This window comes from Flavobacterium mekongense, from assembly GCF_047038255.1.
GTDB classification, from domain to species: domain Bacteria; phylum Bacteroidota; class Bacteroidia; order Flavobacteriales; family Flavobacteriaceae; genus Flavobacterium; species Flavobacterium mekongense.
Window position 1 is genome coordinate 2,315,142 of record NZ_CP174374.1, and the last position, 21,386, is coordinate 2,336,527.

20 protein-coding genes and 1 tRNA gene are annotated in these 21,386 nt (G+C 37.8%); 11 read left to right on the forward strand and 10 right to left on the reverse strand.

Going from position 1 to position 21,386, the window contains the following annotated elements:
• Window positions 1–5 precede the first annotated feature (5 nt).
• Window positions 6–2,510, forward strand: coding sequence for a PIG-L family deacetylase (locus tag ACJG85_RS09980; RefSeq protein WP_412476325.1), 2,505 nt, complete (start codon window positions 6–8; stop codon window positions 2,508–2,510).
• A gap of 110 nt (window positions 2,511–2,620) precedes the next feature.
• Window positions 2,621–4,342 (forward strand): sodium:solute symporter, encoded by a 1,722-nt coding sequence (locus ACJG85_RS09985; protein ID WP_409680016.1) that lies wholly within the window; start codon window positions 2,621–2,623, stop codon window positions 4,340–4,342.
• Window positions 4,343–4,396: 54 nt separating this feature from the next.
• On the opposite strand, the gene ACJG85_RS09990 is transcribed toward ACJG85_RS09985, so the two are convergent.
• Window positions 4,397–5,248: a DUF2911 domain-containing protein gene (locus ACJG85_RS09990; RefSeq protein WP_412476326.1), complete on the reverse strand. Its 852-nt coding sequence runs from the start codon at window positions 5,246–5,248 to the stop codon at window positions 4,397–4,399.
• Window positions 5,249–5,385: 137 nt separating this feature from the next.
• Here ACJG85_RS09990 and ACJG85_RS09995 point away from each other — a divergent pair, with 137 nt between their 5' ends.
• The 4 genes from ACJG85_RS09995 (at window position 5,386) to ACJG85_RS10010 (ending at window position 9,403) form a co-directional block, all read left to right on the forward strand.
• Window positions 5,386–5,856, forward strand: a complete 471-nt coding sequence (locus ACJG85_RS09995; protein WP_409680010.1) for an SRPBCC family protein — start codon at window positions 5,386–5,388, stop codon at window positions 5,854–5,856.
• A 1-nt stretch (window position 5,857) separates the two neighbouring features.
• On the forward strand, window positions 5,858–6,556 hold the full coding sequence (locus tag ACJG85_RS10000) for an SDR family NAD(P)-dependent oxidoreductase (protein WP_412476327.1): 699 nt from the start codon (window positions 5,858–5,860) through the stop codon (window positions 6,554–6,556).
• Window positions 6,557–6,662: 106 nt separating this feature from the next.
• Window positions 6,663–7,949 (forward strand): cryptochrome/photolyase family protein, encoded by a 1,287-nt coding sequence (locus tag ACJG85_RS10005; protein WP_412476328.1) that lies wholly within the window; start codon window positions 6,663–6,665, stop codon window positions 7,947–7,949.
• A complete protein-coding gene (locus ACJG85_RS10010; RefSeq protein ID WP_412476329.1) occupies window positions 7,949–9,403 on the forward strand; it encodes an FAD-binding domain-containing protein in 1,455 nt (484 codons plus the stop codon). The genes ACJG85_RS10005 and ACJG85_RS10010 overlap by 1 nt, the downstream gene beginning before the upstream one ends.
• A gap of 6 nt (window positions 9,404–9,409) precedes the next feature.
• Here ACJG85_RS10010 and ACJG85_RS10015 read toward each other — a convergent pair whose 3' ends face one another.
• The 5 genes from ACJG85_RS10015 to ACJG85_RS10035 form a co-directional block, all read right to left on the reverse strand.
• Window positions 9,410–10,072 carry an HAD family hydrolase gene (locus ACJG85_RS10015; protein WP_409679998.1) on the reverse strand — a complete coding sequence of 221 codons (663 nt, stop codon included), beginning with the start codon at window positions 10,070–10,072 and terminating at the stop codon, window positions 9,410–9,412.
• Between the two features lie 63 nt (window positions 10,073–10,135).
• The gene (locus ACJG85_RS10020; protein ID WP_412476330.1) at window positions 10,136–10,639 is read right to left on the reverse strand and encodes a DUF1648 domain-containing protein; all 504 of its coding nucleotides are present in this window, start codon (window positions 10,637–10,639) and stop codon (window positions 10,136–10,138) included.
• Window positions 10,640–11,362, reverse strand: coding sequence for a tRNA threonylcarbamoyladenosine dehydratase (locus ACJG85_RS10025; protein WP_324690633.1), 723 nt, complete (start codon window positions 11,360–11,362; stop codon window positions 10,640–10,642). It abuts the gene before it with no gap.
• 91 nt (window positions 11,363–11,453) lie between these two features.
• On the reverse strand, window positions 11,454–12,098 hold the full coding sequence (locus ACJG85_RS10030) for a TatD family hydrolase (RefSeq protein ID WP_412476331.1): 645 nt from the start codon (window positions 12,096–12,098) through the stop codon (window positions 11,454–11,456).
• Window positions 12,098–12,685, reverse strand: coding sequence for a DUF1684 domain-containing protein (locus ACJG85_RS10035; protein ID WP_412476332.1), 588 nt, complete (start codon window positions 12,683–12,685; stop codon window positions 12,098–12,100). The genes ACJG85_RS10030 and ACJG85_RS10035 overlap by 1 nt, the downstream gene beginning before the upstream one ends.
• A 105-nt stretch (window positions 12,686–12,790) precedes the next feature.
• Here ACJG85_RS10035 and ACJG85_RS10040 point away from each other — a divergent pair, with 105 nt between their 5' ends.
• The 5 genes from ACJG85_RS10040 (at window position 12,791) to ACJG85_RS10060 (ending at window position 17,585) form a co-directional block, all read left to right on the forward strand.
• Window positions 12,791–14,023, forward strand: coding sequence for an MDR family MFS transporter (locus ACJG85_RS10040; RefSeq protein WP_412476333.1), 1,233 nt, complete (start codon window positions 12,791–12,793; stop codon window positions 14,021–14,023).
• Between the two features lie 133 nt (window positions 14,024–14,156).
• Window positions 14,157–14,516: a BlaI/MecI/CopY family transcriptional regulator gene (locus ACJG85_RS10045; RefSeq protein WP_290871835.1), complete on the forward strand. Its 360-nt coding sequence runs from the start codon at window positions 14,157–14,159 to the stop codon at window positions 14,514–14,516.
• A 1-nt stretch (window position 14,517) separates the two neighbouring features.
• Window positions 14,518–16,413 carry a M56 family metallopeptidase gene (locus tag ACJG85_RS10050; RefSeq protein WP_412476334.1) on the forward strand — a complete coding sequence of 632 codons (1,896 nt, stop codon included), beginning with the start codon at window positions 14,518–14,520 and terminating at the stop codon, window positions 16,411–16,413.
• Window positions 16,414–16,499: 86 nt separating this feature from the next.
• A complete protein-coding gene (locus tag ACJG85_RS10055; RefSeq protein ID WP_412476335.1) occupies window positions 16,500–17,381 on the forward strand; it encodes a hypothetical protein in 882 nt (293 codons plus the stop codon).
• A 54-nt stretch (window positions 17,382–17,435) separates the two neighbouring features.
• Entirely contained in the window at window positions 17,436–17,585 is a 150-nt protein-coding gene (locus tag ACJG85_RS10060; RefSeq protein WP_412463973.1) for an SsrA-binding protein, read from the forward strand.
• Between the two features lie 444 nt (window positions 17,586–18,029).
• Here the strand turns inward: ACJG85_RS10060 and ACJG85_RS10065 are convergent.
• From ACJG85_RS10065 to ACJG85_RS10080, 4 genes are all read right to left on the reverse strand, one after another.
• Window positions 18,030–18,103, reverse strand: a tRNA-Arg gene (locus tag ACJG85_RS10065).
• A gap of 107 nt (window positions 18,104–18,210) precedes the next feature.
• Window positions 18,211–19,626, reverse strand: a complete 1,416-nt coding sequence (locus ACJG85_RS10070; RefSeq protein ID WP_412476336.1) for an MATE family efflux transporter — start codon at window positions 19,624–19,626, stop codon at window positions 18,211–18,213.
• A gap of 64 nt (window positions 19,627–19,690) precedes the next feature.
• On the reverse strand, window positions 19,691–20,218 hold the full coding sequence (locus ACJG85_RS10075) for an NUDIX hydrolase (RefSeq protein WP_409679971.1): 528 nt from the start codon (window positions 20,216–20,218) through the stop codon (window positions 19,691–19,693).
• Window positions 20,219–20,220: 2 nt separating this feature from the next.
• Window positions 20,221–21,264 (reverse strand): GMP reductase, encoded by a 1,044-nt coding sequence (locus ACJG85_RS10080; protein WP_412476337.1) that lies wholly within the window; start codon window positions 21,262–21,264, stop codon window positions 20,221–20,223.
• Between the last annotated feature and the right edge of the window lie 122 nt (window positions 21,265–21,386).

A 21,386-nucleotide genomic window follows, 5' to 3' on the forward strand; every position in this document is an offset into this window, starting at 1 on the left:
AATAAATGCAAAAGCTTTACATCTTTCTATTATCTTCATTCTTAGTTGTTACCCAAACAGTTTGGGCACAGCAACCGGTAAAACCTAATTCGGTTGACATTTACCATCAAATTCAAAAACTTAACTTTTTGGGTTCTGTTTTATACATTGCGGCCCACCCTGACGATGAGAATACCCGTCTTATTTCTTATTTATCTAACGATAAAAAGGCCCGTACAGCCTATCTTTCTTTAACTCGTGGCGATGGCGGACAAAATCTTATCGGACCTGAACTGAGAGAATTATTGGGTGTAATCAGAACGCAAGAACTCATTGAAGCTCGAAAAATTGATGGCGGTGAGCAGTTTTTCTCCCGAGCTAACGACTTTGGTTTTTCTAAGAATCCGACTGAGACCTTGCAAATATGGGATAAAAATCAAGTATTGAGCGATGTGGTTTGGGCCATTAGAAAATTCCAACCGGATATTATCATCAATCGTTTTGACCATCGCTCACCCGGAACTACTCACGGACATCACACGGCTTCTGCTATGTTGAGCATGGAAGCCTTCGATTTGGCCAATGATCCAAACCAATTTGCGGAACAATTACAATATGTTACCACTTGGCAACCCAAGCGTGTTTTCTTTAATACTTCATGGTGGTTTTACGGCAGTCGGGAAAAATTTGAAGCCGCAGATAAAACCAATCTAATCAATCTCAAAATCGGTACTTATTACCAAACTATGGGCAAATCCAATCAGGAAATTGCAGCCTTAAGTAGAAGCCGTCACCAATCGCAAGGCTTCGGTTCAACGGGAACACGTGGAGAAGAAGATGAATATATTGAGTTTTTAAAAGGTGAAATGCCCAAAGAAAAAACCAATTTGTTCGACGGCATTGATACTACCTGGAATCGCATCAAAGGCGGAAAAGCCATTGGTGATATTTTGTATGCTGTTGAGAAAAATTTCGATTTTAAAAATCCTGCAGCCAGCGTACCCGAATTAATCAAAGCTTACAGTTTGATTGAAAAAATAGAAGACAAGCATTGGAAGTTTGTCAAATTGGAAGAGATTAAGAAAATCATCGCCGCCAGTACCGGTTTATACCTCGAAGCTGTAGCTGATGTACAGGAAGTCACACCAGGAAGTGTTTTAAAAGTAAAATGGGAAGCTATCAATCGAAGTGACATAGCCATGAATTTGGAAGGGATAGGCGCTGTACCGGTTTATAAACATGAAAACGAACAAAAAATTACACCTTTAAAAAAGAACGTTTCATTAACCGAAACCATCTCATTAGATCTTCCAAACAATTTTGATTTTACCAATGCCTATTGGCTAAATCAACCCGGAACGAATGGCATGTACCGCGTGGACAACCAAGAAGAAATTGGGTTACCGGATGTAATCCGTTACGTTAAAGTTGGTTTTTGGATAGGAATTGATAATGTGACTATTCCTTTCGAACGCATGGTAGTTTACAAATACAACGACGATGTGAAAGGCGAAGTTTATCAACCTTTAGATGTAGTGCCGTTAGTTACATCTTCTATAGCCGAGAAAGTCTACATTTTTAATAGCGACCGCAGCAAAACAATTTCAGTAAAAATCAAAGCCGGTAGAGATAACATTTCCGGAAATGCCAAATTACAATTACCGGAAGGCTGGAAAGTTTCACCAACAGAAATTCCGTTTACTATCGATAAAAAAGGACAAGAAGCTATAGCCGTTTTCAATGTTACTCCATCTTCTGAAGCCTCTGAAATCAGTATCAAAAGTGTAATTTTCATTGGTGACCGAGAATTCAACAAAGAAAAAATCGATATCAACTATTCACACATCTACAAGCAAATGGTGTTGAAAACTGCTGAAGCCAAAGCCATTCGTGTTAAAATCAAAACCAAAAGCGAAAAAATCGCTTATGTCATGGGCGCGGGTGATGAAGTACCGAAGAGCTTAACGCAAATGGGTTATGAAGTTACCGTGCTAAAACCGGAAGACATTACGGTCGAACGACTACAAAATTTTGATGTTGTAATGACAGGAATCCGAGCTTACAATGTGGTCAATGCCTTGGCTTACAAACAACGATTGTTGCTGGATTTTGTACAAAACGGCAAAACAATGATAGTACAATACAATACTTTAGACGATTTGGTTACCAAAGACCTATCGCCTTTTCCTCTCAAAATTTCCAGAGATAGAGTAACCGAAGAAGATGCTGAAGTTCGGTTTTTAGCTCCCAATCATCCGATATTAAATTATCCGAACAAAATAACAGCTGACGATTTTAAAGGCTGGAAACAAGAGCAAGGATTGTATTATCCAAGTGAATGGGATAACAATTTTACACCTATTCTTACCGCCAACGACCAAGGTGAAAAACCAAAAAACGGAGCGTTATTAGTAGCCAAATACGGTAAAGGAAATTACGTTTACACCGGTTTGAGTTTCTTTAGAGAATTACCTGAAGGCGTTCCCGGGGCCTTCCGCTTATTAGCCAATATCATCGCTTTAGGAAAATAATATGGAAACAGAAAACAAAGATCGTTGGAAAAACAGTTACACTTGGGTTTTAGTGGCAAACGGCATTTATATTTTAATTTTCTTTTTATTAATGCAATTGTTTTATTAAGATGCAAAAACTCGACTGGATTGTTTTATCGGTAACCTTACTTTTTATTGTTATTTATGGTGTTTATAAAACCAAAGGCAGTAAAAATGTAGAAGATTATATCTTAGGAAACAAACAAACGCCTTGGTGGACTGTAGGTTTGTCGGTTATGGCTACACAAGCGAGTGCCATCACGTTTCTCTCTACTCCCGGACAAGCGTATCATGACGGAATGGGTTTTGTGCAGTTTTATTTCGGTTTACCTATTGCTATGGTGGTAATATCGATGACGTTTATTCCTATTTATCACCGACTCAAAGTGTTCACCGCTTATGAATATTTAGAACAACGCTTCGATTTAAAAACACGTTCTTTTACTTCTATACTCTTCTTGGTGCAAAGAGGTTTAGGAACCGGTTTAACTATTTATGCGCCTTCCATTATTTTGTCGTCTATTTTGGGTTGGAATCTGACGTTACTGAATATCATTATCGGAATTTTGGTAATCATTTACACCTTTGCCGGCGGAACAAAAGCGGTAAATGTAACCCAGAAACAACAGATGTTTATCATCATGAGCGGCATGTTTATTACGTTCTTCTTAATCCTACATTTGTTGCCTAATGATATGACTTTTTCGAATGCTATGCATATAGCCGGTGCCAACGACAAAATGAACATACTCGACTTTTCCATCGATCCCGAAAATCGCTATACGTTTTGGAGTGGAATAACCGGAGGTTTCTTTTTGATGTTGTCTTATTTCGGAACCGACCAGTCACAAGTAGGACGCTATTTGTCGGGAAAATCAGATCGAGAGAGTCAAATGGGTTTGATCATGAATGGCTTTTTAAAAGTGCCTATGCAGTTTTTCATTTTGTTAACCGGCGTGATGGTATTTGTATTTTTTCAATTCAATCCCGTGCCGTTGCACTTTAATCCTATTAACCGAGATGCGGTTGAAAAATCGATTTATGCAGAAGAATATAATTCCTTAGAAAAGCAACTGGCGCAACTGTCTGAGGAAAAGAAAGAGTTCAATTTGTTATATATAGATCACCTAAATCAAAATTACGACAATCCGATTTTGAGAAACAAATTGATTTCGCTCTCTGCCAAAGAAAAAGATTTACACGAACAAGCTAAAGAAATCATTGCGAAAGTTGACAGCAAAGCCGAAACCAATGATAAAGACTATGTGTTTATTTATTTTATTCTGAACTATTTGCCTTCGGGATTGATTGGCTTGTTGTTGGCCGTAATTTTATCAGCAGCAATGTCGTCTTCAGCTTCCGGCTTAACTGCTTTGGCATCCACTACAGCCATAGACATCTACAAAAGAAATATCAAAACTGAAAAATCGGAAAAACACTTTGTCAATGCTACCAAATACTTCACTTTACTCTGGGGCGTAATTGCTATTTTGTTTGCTTGTGTCGGAACCCTATTTGAAAACTTAATTCAGTTGGTTAACATTGTCGGGTCAATATTCTACGGAACTGTACTAGGGGTTTTCTTGGTTGGTTTTTACATCAAATATGTCAAAGCCAATGCTATATTCTATGGCGCTGTTATCAGTCAGACTACCATCTTTTTCATCTATTATTACACCATTCATATTTATCCTACCGGTCAGGAAAAGTTAGGGTATTTGTGGCTCAACTTTATTGGTGCTTCACTGACAATAATAATTTCGTTATTACTTCAAACAATAGCCAAAGGCAAACAAAAAATTATGGCATAAAAAAAACCACGAATTTTGTTGGATTCGTGGTTTGTAATTTGAGTTTGATAAAAATTACTTTTTACTCCACTCTTTGATACTGTCGTTATTCATTTTAACATAGTCGGCATTGTTGGCTTTTTCAGCACCGGCCAAGGATAGTTTAGCGGTTTCAATAGCACCTGATTTGTTACCCATTTTGGCTTGTATTAATGATTTTAAACGCAAATGCCAGAAAGGAACGTCTTCAGGTTTTGCCATTGAGACAGCCTTGTTTACATACTCTAAAGCTTTGTTTAAATCACCTTCAGATTGGAATAGATATTGAGCTGCTGAAAAGTAATCTCCGGCTGTTGGCCCTGCCAAAACCTTGTTGATACTGGCCATAGCGGCCTTTTGAGTTGGTACTTCAAATTTTATAGAAACCATCGTCTTTTCCCAAGAAATGTCTAAGGTTGCACTATCATTTGTCAAATTGTTGATGGCCATGGTAAAGGTCTCAACATGATTCCCCAATACTATAGGATCAACATTGGTTCTCAAAGCTACTTTATTTTCATCCCATTTTTCAGGAGTCCCCCAATTGTCTGTGTCTGAGTAAAAAATAATTTCCCACATGTCTGCTTTAGGAGTAGTGAAAATAGCATACTTCCCTTTTTTCAAGGTGCTTCCTTTGATTACAACATCTTCACTAAAACTAACCATAGAGTTTTGGTTAGCACCGGTTCTCCAAAGACGACCAAACGGTACTAAATCTCCAAAAACAGGTCTTCCTTTAGCGCTTGGTCTGGAATATTCTACCGTAACATCAGTCAAACCAACTACTTGGTTTAAAGTAGATTTCGGGCTTGGCTGAGGGGTTTTTACTTGGGCTTCAATAGTAAAATTGGCTATTAATACAGCCAATGCTAAAATAATTTTTCTCATGATGTTTTATTTAGTTTGTTCAAAATTACAAATTGCAGCGTTTTCAAATGTTAATTAAAACTTAAATGAAAATAATTTTGTTTAATGTTTAATGTTATTTGTTAAACAATTAGTACTTTTACCAAAAGTTTTATCAAATGAAAATCTACACTTTACATACCAAACAGAATCTACCTATAACTTTAGATGAAGCTTGGGATTTTTTGTCTGATCCGAGAAATTTAAAAACCATCACCCCGGATTACATGGGATTCAAAACACTTTCCGGAGATGACAGACCTATGTTTCCGGGTCAAATAATTCAATATATAGTAACACCGGTTTTGGGAATTCCAATGAAATGGGTAACCGAAATTACACATGTGGTTGACAAGCAATATTTTGTTGATGAACAAAGATTTGGTCCATACGACTTATGGCATCACAAGCATTTTTTAAAAGAAATTCCTGGTGGTGTTGAAATGGAAGACATCGTTGATTACAAAGTACCGATGGGTTTTATCGGACAACTGGTTCATCCCTTGTTAGTGAAGCCTAAGTTGAAGGAAATCTTCGATTACCGTCATAAAAAATTAGTCGAACTATTTGGAGAATTCAAAGCGCAATAAGATGAAAAAAATACTACTCATAGGCGGTTCTTACGGAATCGGTTTAGCGATTGCTAAAGAATTACAATACGAAAACAAAGTATTCATTGCTTCCAGAACTAACGAAGCTATAAGCGATATGAACGTAACACACATTCCGTTTGATGCAGCAACCGATGTTCTTGATTCTACGTTTTTACCTGAAGTTATTGACGGATTTGTGTATTGCCCGGGCAGCATCAACTTGCGACCTTTTCGTGGTTTGAAACCGGAAGCATTTGAAAGTGATTTGCAAATCAATTTCATCAGTATGATTAAAGTCCTTCAAAGTGTATTGCCAAATTTATCAGCGGCAAACCAATCGAGTGTTGTTTTATTTAGTTCGGTGGCAGCCGGAATGGGAATGCCTTTTCACACCAGTGTTGCTGCTGCCAAAGGAGCTATCGAAGGTTTCGCTAAGGCTTTAGCAGCCGAGTACGCTCCGAAAATCAGAGTCAATGTAATCGCACCCTCTTTAACCGATACGCCGTTGGCAGAAAAGTTTTTGAGCAGCGAAGAGAAAAAAGAAAAATCGGCCCAACGCCATCCGTTGAAAAGAGTTGGTACTGCCGAAGATATGGCTAAAACCGCCAGATTTTTACTAAGCGAAGACAGTTCGTGGGTTTCCGGACAAATCTTCCACGTTGATGGCGGTATGTCGTCTTTGTTGGTAAATAATTAGGATTACAGCGTTGTTTAATATTGTTTGAGGTTGTTTGAAATTGCTCGAAGTTGTTTAAATTTTTAAACAATCTTAAACTATTTAACTTTTTAACAAAATTAAGCTAATGAACATTTTCTGGTTTAGACGCGACTTGCGATTGGAAGATAACGCCGGACTCTATCACGCTTTGCAAAGTGGTGATGAGGTTTTACCTGTTTTTATTTTTGATGAAAATATATTGTCACAATTGCCAAAAGATGATGCTCGCGTGACTTTCATCCACGACCAACTGCAGAAAATTCAAAGTCAACTAAAAAAAATTGGGAAGTCATTAGCTATTTTTCATGGTGATCCTTTTGAAGTTTATCACAAAATATTAGCTGAAAACAACATCAAAACGGTTTATACCAACCACGATTATGAACCTTATGCCAGAAAGCGCGATTTAGAGCTTTATCAACTCTTCAAAGAATACAATATTGAATTCAAAACCAGTAAAGATCAAGTTATTTTTGAGAAAAGCGAAGTAGTAAAGGACGATGGTTCTCCTTACGTTGTATACACTCCTTACTCAAATAAATGGAAAGATAACTTTAGAAAAACCTCTTTAAATAATTACAATTCTGAAGATTACCTAGATAAAATTGCATCACACCCCTATCCCTTCATGAGTCTCAAAGACATCGGATTTGTTCGATCGTCCATACCGGTAACTGCTTTTGATGTTTCAATATCACTCATAGATAATTACGAAGCAACGCGTAACTTCCCGGCCATGAACAAGACCTCATACTTGGGAATTTATTTGCGTTTTGGAGCCGTTTCTATACGCAAAATGGTTGCTAAAGCCTTGCAAAGCAAGAATGAGACGTTCTTAAAAGAATTGATTTGGCGCGAGTTCTTTATGCAAATTCTATGGCATTTTCCACATACTGTAAACAAAAGTTTCAAACCCAAATACGATGATATACAGTGGGAAAACAATAAAACCCTATTCCAACAATGGTGTGAAGGCAAAACAGGTTATCCCTTTGTGGATGCCGGCATGCGTGAACTCAATGCTACCGGTCATATGCACAACAGGGTTCGTATGATTACTGCCAGTTTTTTATGCAAACACTTGCTTATAGACTGGCGTTGGGGTGAGGCCTACTTTGCCCAAAAACTATTGGATTACGAACAAGCCAGCAACGTAGGTAACTGGCAATGGGCCGCCGGTAGTGGCGTTGATGCAGCGCCATACTTCAGAATTTTCAACCCAACAGAACAAATCAAAAAGTTTGATAAAGATTTGGTTTACATCAAAAAATGGATACCGGAACTGAATAGTTTATCTTATCCGCAACCTATAGTTGACCATAAAATGGCCAGAGAAAAATGTTTGACCATTTATAAAGAAGCTGTCGGCTAATGAATATTGTTTGGTTCAAAAGAGATTTACGCTTGCACGATAACGAAGCGCTGTACCGTGCCTTAGAGGCACCGGGCAAAGTCCTTTTGCTATACATTTTGGAGCCATCATTACAAAACGATTCGCATTACAGTCAGCGTCATTTCGATTTTATCAAACAATCATTAGAAGAATTACAAGCTGAACTACTCCCTTTTCATACCCAAATCCTCATTGTTGAAGAAGAAGCAGCTACTGTTTTCAAAAAACTTATCGAATCCATTTCTATTCGTGGTATCTATTCCCATCAAGAAACCGGAATTAAAACCACCTATGATCGTGATTTGGCTGTGGCCGAGATACTGAAAGAACATGGTATTCCTTGGCATGAATTTGTTACAAACGGTGTAATTCGCGGATTGCAAAATCGCAAACATTGGAAAGAAGATTGGTACGATTTTATGGAGAAGCCCTGCTTTCCTTTCAAAGCCGATAGCCGAAGTTTTATCAAATATCGCGAATTAGAAGAGATAGAAAATTATTTTACCATACCAAGTTTAAAAACAGAAAAAAACGCACCTTTTCAAAAAGGCGGTACCAGGACAGGAAGGCGCTATTTGAATTCTTTTTTAGAAGAACGCGTTGAAAATTATAGCCGACATATCTCCAAACCCGAAGCTGCCAGAAAAGGTTGCAGTCGGCTTTCACCTTACATAGCTTGGGGGAATTTATCGGTTAGGCAAGTTTATCAAGCAGCAGGTTTAAAAGCCAAAAGTGGTAAAAACAAACGTCAAATAGCCAATTTTGCTTCTCGTTTACGATGGCAAGCGCATTTTATACAAAAATTTGAAATGGAATGTGAGATGGAGTTTGTGGCTGTAAACAAAGGCTACCGTAACTTAAAACAAACTGTCCGTAAAGATTGGCATTTAGCTTGGGCTACAGGTAAAACCGGAGTACCTATAGTAGATGCGTGTATGCGATGCCTTAACACTACAGGGTATTTAAACTTTCGGATGCGCGCTTTGGTAGTTTCGTTTTATACCCATCATTTGTTTCAACCTTGGCAAAATTGCAGTCCACACCTTGCCCAACAGTTCCTTGATTTTGAGCCAGGCATTCATTATCCGCAAATTCAAATGCAAGCCGGTGTTACAGGAATCAATACTTTGCGCGTTTACAATCCGGTAAAAAATGCTGTAGAACACGATCCGGAAGGCGAGTTTATCAAAAAATGGGTACCGGAATTGGCTCACTTACCTACTCCATTTGTCCATGAACCTTGGAAGTTAACTCCAATTGAGCAAGTTTTTCACGAATTCATACCAGGCAAAAATTATCCTTTACCAATTGTTAACTTGGAAGAAGCCAGAAAGAAATCATCCGACTTTTTTTGGGGTATGCGAAAAGAAGCCTCTGTAAAGTCAGACAGTAAAAGGGTTTTAGCCAAACATACTTTACCCGACAGAGAATAAAGTTAACTAACTGGTTGTAATCGATTTAATACTGTCGTAACTCAGCTCATTAAAGTGTTTAATTACTTTATCGGCTTTAGAATAATCTTGCATTTTGGAGTGAAAACTGTCGTAACCGATACAGTAAATTCCGGCGGCTTTGGCTGCTAAAATTCCGTTAGTACTGTCTTCAATTACTATACAATTTTCCACTGGTGTTTGCGCTAAAAAAGCGGCGTGTTGGAATATGGCCGGATGGGGTTTCGACTTCGGAAAATCTTCTCCGGAAACAATATGGGAAAAATATTGATGCAATCCGAATCGATTGAAAATCCTGTTGATGGTTACGGTAGCCGATGAGGAAGCTAAAACCAACTGCATTCCATTGGCATATAATTCTTTTATTAAATCCTCCACGCCTTCCAACAAGTACAAATCTTCCTTTTGATCAAAAGCTTCGTTAAAAAGTTCGCGCTTGGTTTCAACTAAAGTAGTTACATCTTCTTCCAAATTGAATGCTACTTTCAAACGCTCAAAAATATTTTTAGTCGAATTACCCGTGAACGAAGCATACATTTCGGGGCTAACCTCAATTTTTAGCTTTTTAAAATGTTGGTTATAAGCATAATGATGTACCGGTTCGGTATCTACAATTACGCCATCCATGTCGAAAATTACAGTTTGTATCATGATAGTTTTTGAGGTTCTAAGGTGCTAAGACTCTGAGGCTCTAAGGCTACGAATAAGAAGAAGTTAGGAGTTTTTAGACAATTGTATTAAAAAATAAAATAACGGACCGAAAATCATAGCAAACAGTAAGAGTAAAAACCATCTACCCAATACATCCGGCCAGGCTAAAGCTATTTGCACGGTTTTGTAATCCAATGTAAAAAAGACAAGTAAGACAAATACTTTTAATACCCTAATCATTCTGGTCATGATTCGGTATTGTACTTCAGCATTAGCTTCGGTAATGGTTACCGTATAATTCATTTTGTGCGGAAATCGACTAAAAACAGTCAACATCACATATAAAACTGTTGACACTATCGGCAATCCTAAAATAGTTTCTTTGGAACCAAAGCCATCGGGTTTACCGCCACCGCCAAAATGGGTTGGAATGACTTCAGGAAGTAACGCATAATAATTGATGGTAAAAATCCAAAAGCCAATCAACACCAACAATCCTAACACTTCAACACTTCGGTCGAAAGGCGTCAAGGAAAGTTTTAGAATCGGTCGGTCTGAGGTTGCCATTTAATTTTCTTTTTTAAGCAAATATTTTACCACGGTTTCAGCCGCATGCAATCCAAACAAACAAGGCATCCAACTATTGGTTCCGTAAAACGATTTTTTAAAGTTGGTTCCGTCGGTCATTTTTACACTGCTTTCATCCGGTCTTTCATAAGAGTAAACAACTTTCACGCCGCTCGAAATGCCTTCTTTTTTAAGACGTTTTCGCACCACTTTTGCTAACGGACAATAATCGGTTTTGCGGATATCGGTCACTTTTACCTTAGAAGCTTCATATTTGCCACCGGCGCCCATATTACTAATGACTTTGACGCCTTTTCTTTTGGCCGCCATGATTAAATTTAATTTAGGCGTTACGCTATCGATACAATCCAATACGTAATCAAAATCGGCAGTAACTATTTCGTTGGCTCTTTCGGGAGAGAGAAATTCTTGTACGGGAGTTAAATTCAACTCGGGATTAATATCCATTAAACGAGCAGCCATCAAACTTACTTTGGGCAATCCTACCGTAGAATGCAAAGCGGGTAATTGTCGGTTAATGTTCGTAATATCAACTACATCGCCATCAACTATGGTCATGTTTCCTACACCGGCTCTGGCCAAAAACTCAGCCGCAAACGAGCCTACGCCACCCAATCCAACTACCAAAACATTCGCTTTTTTTAAACGATTTAATCCTTCTTCTTTAAATAATAGTTCAGCTCTTTCCTGCCACTTTGCCATTGTAATGCGAATTAATGAAATACGATTTTAAAGCGGCAAAAATAAGGAAAAATACGTAGTGTAAAAAGTAGAAAACCTTTGTGAAAAAGATTTATGACTTAAAAACTTTACGCCAGTTCAAGCCAACTTGGTTTTTCAATTCAGTTAAGCTAAGAGCTTTAATGACTGAAGCTTTATCGTAAACTTCCATTAATGTTTCCTCTATGGTATCTGTTTCCAAAAAAAAGCGATCATTGGGTACCGATCGAAATACAGCTGCCAATTCGGGATTCCGCAACAAATATTTCCCAAAAGACAAATAAAAACCACAATCCAACAATGACTTTGCGGTTTGCTCATTTTTAGAAAATCCGTGTAAAATAACCGGTACTTTGATAGGTCGTTTTTTGTGAATAGCAATCAATTCCTGATAAGCCGCAACCAAATGCAATACTAAAGGTTTGTGGTACTTTTCGGCCAAAGCAATTTGCTTTTCAAAAACTTCTGTTTGTAAGACCATAGGGATGTCGATTCGCTTGTCTAAGCCACATTCACCCAATGCCCAACATTCGGGTAATTGTAACTTTTGCTCCATGAAATGCAAATCGCTTTCCACTCGATTTTCCACTATATACCAAGGATGAATACCGATGGAATACTGCGGAATATCAGCAACAAACTCCCAAGGATATTGGTTTACCAATTCGGTTATTTCCGAATTATTAGTGAAACGATGCGTATGTAAGTTGTAAAACATCAGTCGTGGAATTTTTTCACACCTGCTAAAATTTCGATAGGCAAATCGTTTTCCAAAGGCACAATCGGACAAGAATATTTATGATTGTAAGCGCAATACGGATTGTATGCTTTGTTGAAATCGATAGTCACTGTTTTGGTTTTGGGAATACGCATGTCAATGTAGCGACCGCCGATATAGCTTTCTTTGCCGCAGGTTAAATCAGAAAATGGCAAAAACAAATAATCTTCATAGCCTTCTTTTTTACTCAATTCGATGTTTTGGTAAACATTTAGCTTAAATGATTTTCCGTCAATTTGGAACAACAATTCGCCATACTTCTTGTATTCCGGTAAACGAGTGGTTGAAGTTTTCATTTTGAAAACCTTTTCCTTAGGTGTTCTGACAAATTTAGCCTCTACTATAAACTTCTCATCAATGGGATAAAATTCCAGCGATTGGAATACTTTGAAATCTTCATCGGTGAGCGGACTTTCCTCGCGATTGGCAAATTCTCTGTTGAGATTGGCTTGAAATTCGGCTGCGGTTTCTTGCGACATCACCAAAGAAACATGCATTAACAGTAAAAAAGAAAGTAGTTTTTTCATCGGACACTTTTCAACAAAAATAATACAAAAAATGTTGGGAAACTCAGAAAGTTGTTGACTTCAAAAAGCAGGAACTTCGTACCTTTACCCCATCAATCAATCCTCATGCTTAAAACAGCTTTCCAACGTTATATCGATAACTTCAAAGGTTTTTCCAGAGAAATTTGGATACTAACGTTGATTACTTTTATCAATCGAGCCGGAACCATGGTTTTGCCTTTCTTGTCTAAATATTTAAAGGAAGATTTAGGATTTAGCTACGGACAAGTCGGATGGATTATGGTTTGTTTCGGCGTTGGTTCGATGTTAGGCTCTTGGTTGGGCGGCAAACTTTCGGACAAAATCGGATTCTATAAAATCATGATTTTCAGTTTGCTCACCAGCGGTTTGTTGTTTTTGGCGATTCAGTTTATCACCAGTTTTATCGGCCTTTGCATCAGTATGTTCGTAATCATGTCGGTGGCCGATATGTACCGACCGGCTATGTTTGTTTCTATTGGAGCTTATGCCAAACCGGAAAATCGTACACGTGCATTAACTTTAGTTCGTTTGGCCATTAATTTAGGTTTCGCTGCCGGTCCGGCTTTAGGTGGCTTAATCATTATGAGTATTGGATACAAAGGCTTGTTTTGGGTCGACGGCCTGAGTTGTATCATAGCCATTTCAATTTTCTGGCTCAAGGTAAAAGAGAAGAAAAAATCGGCTTTCACCGACAAAGAACATCCGGGAGAAATATTGACCCATTCGGTTTTTAAAGACAAACCATTTTGGTTGTTTTTGTTTACTTGCTTGGTTTCGGGGATATTGTTTTTTCAAGTTTTTACCACTATTCCACTCTACCACCGAGAACAATTTAATTTGTCTGAATTCCAAACCGGATTATTGCTCACCATGAACGGCCTATTGGTTTTCTTTTGCGAAATGCCGATAGTAAGTTATGTGGAAAGAAAAAGAATCAATAAAGTAAAGATGGTCACTTTAGGTTGTTTTCTCATGGCTATTAGCATGTTTTTGATGCTTATCAACACTTGGGTTGGCATTTTAACCATCATGATGTTGTTTATGACTTTCGCAGAAATGTTGGCTTTTCCTTTCTCCAATTCGGTAGCCTTAAGTCGAGCTCCCAAAGGTCACGAAGGACGCTATATGGCCATTTATACCATGAGTTTCAGTTTGGCTCACATCCTGAGTGCCAAAGTTGGCATGGAAATTATTGAATACTATAAAACCGATGGCTACCAAATGAATTGGCTCTATATGGGAACATTCGGATTGCTGGGCACAGCCTGTGGTTATTGGGTGTACAAACTCATCCAAGCTGAAAACAAACCATTGTAAATCAACTACTTTATCACGTAAATTCGCTTTAAAACTTAAAATTTAGTTAAATAACTATAAATTTAGTTGCGTAACTACAAAAATAGTTATAGGTTTGTTTTGTCCATTTGATAAAACGATTAAAACCATAACTATGCAAAAGTTAACCAACAAGGAAGAAGAAATCATGCAAATTTTGTGGAAGCTGAAAAAGGCTTTCGTGAAAGAAGTCTTAGCCGAAATCACCGAAGACCAACCGCACTACAATACACTTTCTACTATCATCAGAAATTTAGAAGACAAAGGTTTTGTTGGGCATACAGCTTTTGGCAATACCCACCAGTACTATCCTATCGTAAAAATGGAAGAGTACAGAAAGCGATTTATGAATACGGCGATTGAAAATTATTTCAACAGCTCGTACAAAAACTTGGTTTCCTTTTTTGCGGAAGAAGAAAAAATTTCAGCAGAGGAACTCAGAGAGATTTTAGCCATCATCGAACAAAAGAAATGATATGGAAACCTTGTTCATCAACCTATTAAAGTCGAGCGCACTGATAGCTGCTTTTTATTTGGCCTATCATTTTTTGGTGCGCAAAGAGACTTTTTTCAACAGCAATCGTTGGTTTTTGTTGACCGGCTTGTTTACTGCGCTCCTACTGCCTTGGTTTAATATCACCAAAGTAGTTTATGTTGAAAAGCCTAAAATGGCGTTAGCTGATTTAGTGGCCTATTCTTCTCAGAATACGATGGCAACACCACGAGTTGCAACTCCTGAACCTTTCGATTGGATGTCGTTAGTTTGGTTTGGTTATTTGGCCATTGCTTTGTTTTTATTGGCCCGAATTGCAATCAATTTTACTTCATTGTTTCGAATGCTTTACAATCAGCAAAAAACTAAGAAAGAAGATTTTACCCTTGTTGATTTAAACCAAAATATAGCTCCTTTTTCATTTTTCAATTATATCGTTTACAATTCCTCACTGTACACACCCGAAGAATTGCAAAGCATACTGTTACACGAAAAAGTACACAGTCGCGAAAAGCATTCCTTCGATGTTATGGTGGCCAAATTGTTCTGTATCATTTTTTGGTTCAATCCTTTTGTTTGGCTTTACAAAAAGGCCATTATCCAAAACTTGGAATACATAGCCGACCACAAAGCCGTACAGCAATTGGAAAATCCTAAAGTGTATCAAATGGCATTACTCAAAGCAATTTCTAATCAAAATTGCCTCTCAATTACCAATAATTTTTATCAATCATTAATCAAAAAACGAATCGTTATGTTAAACACCAATCAATCCCAACAAAGAAATGCTTGGAAATATTCCATCATCTTACCTGTTTTAATCGGTTTTGTGATGCTTTTCCAAATCAAAACCATTGCCCAAGAAAAAACGGGTAATACCGTATTAAGTCAAACCAATCCTAAAGAAGAAGTACGTTTGGTAATTGACAAAAACACCTCTGATGCCGATCTTAAAAGAGAAGCCCAACGCTTAAAAGAAAAGCACGGTGTAACCTTGAAATATTCCAAAATCAAACGCAATGAAAATGGTGAGATTACCGGAATTAAAGTCGAGTTCAAAGACAAGAAAGGCAACAAAGGGGTATCACAAGTAGCCGGAAACGAGCCTATTGCTCCTATTCATTTTTATAAAAACGAGGAAGCAATCGGATTTGGCAAACCAAGAGGAATGCGCGTATATGCCAATGTTCCGGGAATGAAAACGAATGATAAAGAACCTTTTGTGTTCCACTTTGACGGCGATAGCTTGGCCGAGGTGAGTGATTTTAATTTTGACTTCGATTTCGAAATGCCGGAACATCCTGAATTCCCGGATATGCCCGAAATGCCCGAATTACCGGAAGCTTTCGCTTGGCACGATGTGGATAAAGCCAATATCTTAATTCGCAAAGGTGCCCAAAAACCTTTGGTTATCATCAACGGCAAAGTGATTTCTGATGATAGTGAAATTGAAAAAGCCATTGAGGAAGCGGAAGCTAAAGGTGAATTTAATATCAAGATTGAAACTGATGGCAACGGCGAAGACAAACAAGTTTTCATCAATGGTGAAGACATAGCCAAAATCAGAAGTAATGCTATGAAAAACGCACAAATCCAAATCCAAAGAATGAAACCGGAAATACGCAAACAATTAAGCAAAAGCAGAGATCTTGTACGTAAAGAAATGCTTCGTGCCAGAGAGGAAATGGAAAAAGCCAGACCGGAAATGGAAAAAGCGCGTCGTGAAATGGAATTGTCAAAACCCGACATGGAAAAAGCAAAAGCCGAAATGGAAAAGGCCAAAGCAGAAATGCTGAAAGCCAAAGAAGAAATGATCAAGGCCAAAGCCGAATTGGAAAAAGCCAAAGCTGATTTGAAAAAGACCAGTCAAAAAAGTTAAAATTTTGTCAATCTCATCCGCTTGAATGACACAAGTTTATAAGTTTGATTAAAATCGTTTAACCATTCAATAAATTTTTAAACTGTATGAAAAAGTTGTTTAATCTGATAACCCTGTTGTTGTTAACTTCTTTATTTACTGTAGCTCAAACCAAAAGTCAATCCTTTTCTCTAAGCGATAAAAAGGCTAAAGACAATGTTGTAATGACTTGGAACAAAAATACACCCGAGCAAGAAATGAAAGACGATATTAAAGCGTTAAAAGCGTACGGTGTAACCATCAAATACAATAATATTAAGCGTAATGATAAAAATGAGATTACGGCTATAGAAGTGGCTTTTGAAGACCAAAGCGGTAGTAAAGGGAATTTGAGTTACAATTCGCCCAAACCGATACCAACCATTAGGTTCTATAAACAAGGAGAAGCGGTGGGATTCGGCGAACCTGAAAACAGTTTTGGCAATAACCCATTCATCAGCAGTTTTTCGGGAGATGATTTGATGAAAAAATTCCAATTTAATTTCGATAATGACAGCTTATCGATAGACAAATTTGATTTTAGAATACCTGAAGGTCAATCATTCGGACAAACCAAATCGAGAATTAAAATTTTACGAGATGACAAAAAGCCTTTAGTGATTGAAGACGGAAAAGTCATTGAAGGTGGCGAAGATTATACCCTGGAAGAATTGGAAGAAATCAAGAAAAACAATCAAGACAGTTTTTTTTCCAGAAGAGAGTTTCCGGGTTTCAATTTCAACCAACAGGACGATATAGCGGAGCAAATGAAAAAAATGCAAGAGCAAATTGACCGTTTGATGAAACACAACAAGTTGGAAAATGAAACGCCAACCGACAAGGATTTAGAAGATTCCAAGAAAGAACTGGAAAAAGCCAAAAAAGAATTAGAAGAAGCCCGAAAAGAACTCAAAAAAACCAAATCGAATTTGAAAACACAAAAGGCTTAAAAGATAAAAACCGCTTAAGGCGGTTTTTTTTATTTTTGCAACAAATACAAACAAATGTACAAACTGTTAGCTAAACTAAATAAAGTTCTGTTACCCAGCTTCACCAAGCAAAGATTAGATCCGGCCAAAGCCAAAAAATGGCAATTGGCTATATTGGCTTGGCGGTATTATGTAACTACTAAGGCTCTGGAGAAGAATAAATAAAGTAGACATCTTCAACAGGATTACATATCCTGACAAAGCTCCGCTTTGAAAATCCTATAAAACAAAAAAATGATCAAGCGAGCTTGTCATTTTATCTTTCGTCCAACAATATCTTAAATTTAACAGGATTACATATCCTGACAAAGCTCCGCTTTGAAAATCCTATAAAACAAAAAAAATGATCAAGCGAGCCTGTCATTTTATTGTTCGTCCAACAATATCCTAAATTCAATAGGATTACATATCCTGACAAAGCTCCGCTTTGAAAATCCTATAAAACAAAAAAAATGATCAAGCGAGCTTGTCATTTTATTGTTCGTCCAACAATATCTTAAATTCAACTAGATTACATATCCTGGCAAAGCTCCGCTTTGAAAATCCTATAAAACAAAAAAAATGATCAAGCGAGCTTGTCATTTTTTTTGATTTTATAGCATTTATTCGTGACCTCGACAGGATTCAAACCTGTAACCTTCTGAGCCGTAATCAGATGCGCTATTCAGTTGCGCCACGAGGCCTTTTTGTGGGTGCAAATATAGGCATATTTGATAAACTTGCAAATCAAAAATGATTTAAAAATCAAAAAAGACGACAAAAATTTGCAACTGACTGGTTATTAAAGCTACTACACTTTAACGGCTTTCCATTTTCCTTTTTTGAAAAAATAATAAGCCAATAATGCCAATACAGTTTCGGCTGTTGGAATGGCAATAAATGCTCCAACCGGACCCAATTCTGAATAAACCGCCAAAAACCAAGCCAACGGAATTTGTATCATCCAAAAACAAAACACATTAATCCATGTAGGGGTTTTGGTATCACCGGCACCGTTTAATGCTTGTATCATTACCATTCCGATACCATAAAAAACATATCCAAATCCGATAATCCGTAAGGCTTTGCTTCCGTAAGCCAATATAACTTCATCAGCAGTATAAAAACTGATAATCCATTCTGAAAACACTACAAATAGTATGGTCACCACACTCATGAAAATCACGTTGTATTTGGTAGTCAACATCACACTTTGCTGGGCACGCTCCGGTTGATGGGCACCCAAATTTTGTCCCACTAAGGTAGCTGCCGCATTGCTCAAACCCCAAGCCGGTAAAATAAAGAATACCACATTTCGTATCGCTATTTGATAACCGGCACTAGCATCAGTACTGCCGGTGATTGAAACGATATAAGTGAGTACTATCCAACTGCCGCTTTGGATAAAAAATTGCAACATAGCCGGCATCGAAATACCCAACAGCGATGAGACAATTTCTATATTGGGCTTGAAATAATGTCGGTAAATTTGTATCGTTCTGTTTTTAAAAAACAAATGGTAGCATTGGTATAAAACACCGGTGGTTCTGCCTACTGCAGTAGCGATGGCGGCTCCTTTCAATCCTAATTCGGGAAACGGACCGTAGCCGTAAATTAAAAGCGGGCATAAGATAATATTAATAAGGCTGGCCAACCATAAACTTCTCATGGCCATTGCAGCATCGCCCGCACCTCTGAAAATTCCGTTGATTAAAAACAACAAAATAATTGCGGGACTGCTGGCAAAAATGATTTGAGCAAATACTTTTCCTTCGGAAATTACTTCCGGTTTTGCTCCCATCAAAGCTAAAATATCAGCAGCAAAATAAACGCCTGCCAAAGCAACTGCTATAGCGATCAAAATAGAAACCCAAATGGCTTGAGCGCCTGATTTAGAAGCTTCTGTAAAATCTTTTTCACCTACCCTACGTGCTACAATAGCAGTGGCTCCCACACTCAACCCAATACCTAAAGTATACACCAAAGAAATTACAGCTTCGGTTAAACCCACGGTAGCCACAGCAACATCTGCATTAGGCAAATGCCCAACAAAATAAATGTCAACCACCGCAAATACCGATTCCAAGCTCAATTCTAAAATCATAGGAACAGCAAGCAACAGTATAGCCGTTTTTACATTGCCTTGGGTATAATCGTGCTCTTCTCCTTTGAGCGATTGCTTAATGAGTTTAAAAAGCCTGAAGAATTTGTTTTGATTAGATGACATAATGATTGATGGATTATTGTCATCAAAAATAAGTTTTTAAAGGAAATAGTAAGTCAAATCACTATTAATTTATAAGATAATGGTCATTTATAACCTTTCGGATAGAAACAAAACCGATGGCATCCAATACAATTTCATTACGCTTCAACCAAACCAAGTCCTGAATTTCATCTTTGGCTTTTACGGCAATAGTATCTGAACTTAACTTACATTCATAAAATATATCCAGCGTTCGATAAGCTACATTTTTATACAAATAATCATTCGGAGCAGTAGTTAGATACTGCAAATCGTCCCGACTGATTTTCAACCCTAATTCTTCTGCTATTTCTCTGCAAGCAGCTTCTGCCGCTGTTTCACCCGGATCGATAAAGCCACCGGGTAAGTCGAGTTTGCCTTTATCCGGCTCTACATTTCTAACAGTAAACAGGATTTTATCTTCAAATGTAAAAACCAAAGCAACTGCCGCCGCTATGTTGTGGTACAACACGAAGTTGCAATCATAGCAATGAAACTTGAAATTATTGTTGTACTCAAAATTTGTCGAGCTGCAACTCGGACAATGATTAAAAAAAGTAGTCCCTATTGTCATGATTATAATTTACCGAAAACCGTATTCTCCTGTTCGGTTACTCTGATGAAGGTAGTTCGTTTTGTCAACTCTTTTAATTTTGAAGCTCCAACATAGGTACAGGTACTTCTCAAACCTCCTAAAATATCATGTAAAGTATCGATAACATCACCTTTAAATGTCACTTTAACGGTTTTGCCTTCACTGGCCCTGTATTCGGCTACTCCACCAACGTGTTTTTTCATGGCGGTTTCCGAGCTCATTCCGTAAAATTCTTTGAATTTTTCTCCGTTAATTTCAATCAAACTGCCTCCACTTTCAGTATGTCCGGCCAACATACCGCCCAGCATTACAAAATCGGAACCTGCTCCAAAAGCTTTGGCTACATCACCGGGAATAGCACAACCTCCATCGCTGATGATATGACCACCCAAACCATGAGCGGCATCTGCACATTCTATTATAGCGGACAATTGCGGATAACCTACGCCGGTTTTTACTCTGGTAGTGCAAACTGAGCCCGGCCCAATACCCACTTTGATAATATCTGCACCTTCCAATAATAATTCTTCTACCATTTCACCGGTTACTACATTACCGGCTATGATGACTTTGTCCGGGAATTGTTTTCTGGCCCGACGCAAAAAAGCCACAAAATGCTCAGAGTACCCATTGGCTACATCAATACACAAGAATTTCAGCTGTGGATGTTGTTCAAATATGGCATTTATTTTTTGGAAATCATTTATTCCGGTGCCTGTGCTAACTGCTATGAAGTTGCATACATCTCTTGGTGCCTTGTCCAAAAAAGCTTTCCATTCGGCTACCGAATAATGCTTGTGAATGGCGGTAAACAATTTCTCTTTAGCCAAGGCCAAAGCCATTTCAAAAGTACCAACGGTATCCATATTGGCCGCCATAATGGGTATTCCGGTCCAGAGATGGGTACTGTGCAAAAACTTGAATTCACGCTCCAAAGAGACTTGCGCTCTACTGTTCAAAGTCGACCGTTTAGGTCTTATCATTACATCTTTAAAGCCCAGTTTCAAATCGGTTTCAATTCTCATACTTTAAAAGTTAGGTTACAATCAAAAGTATCACTTATCATCATTGGTTAGTGCAAAAAATGAAGAAAGCCAACTAAATTTTATCAACAATTGTTAGTAAGGGTTTGGCATTTTATTTAGTA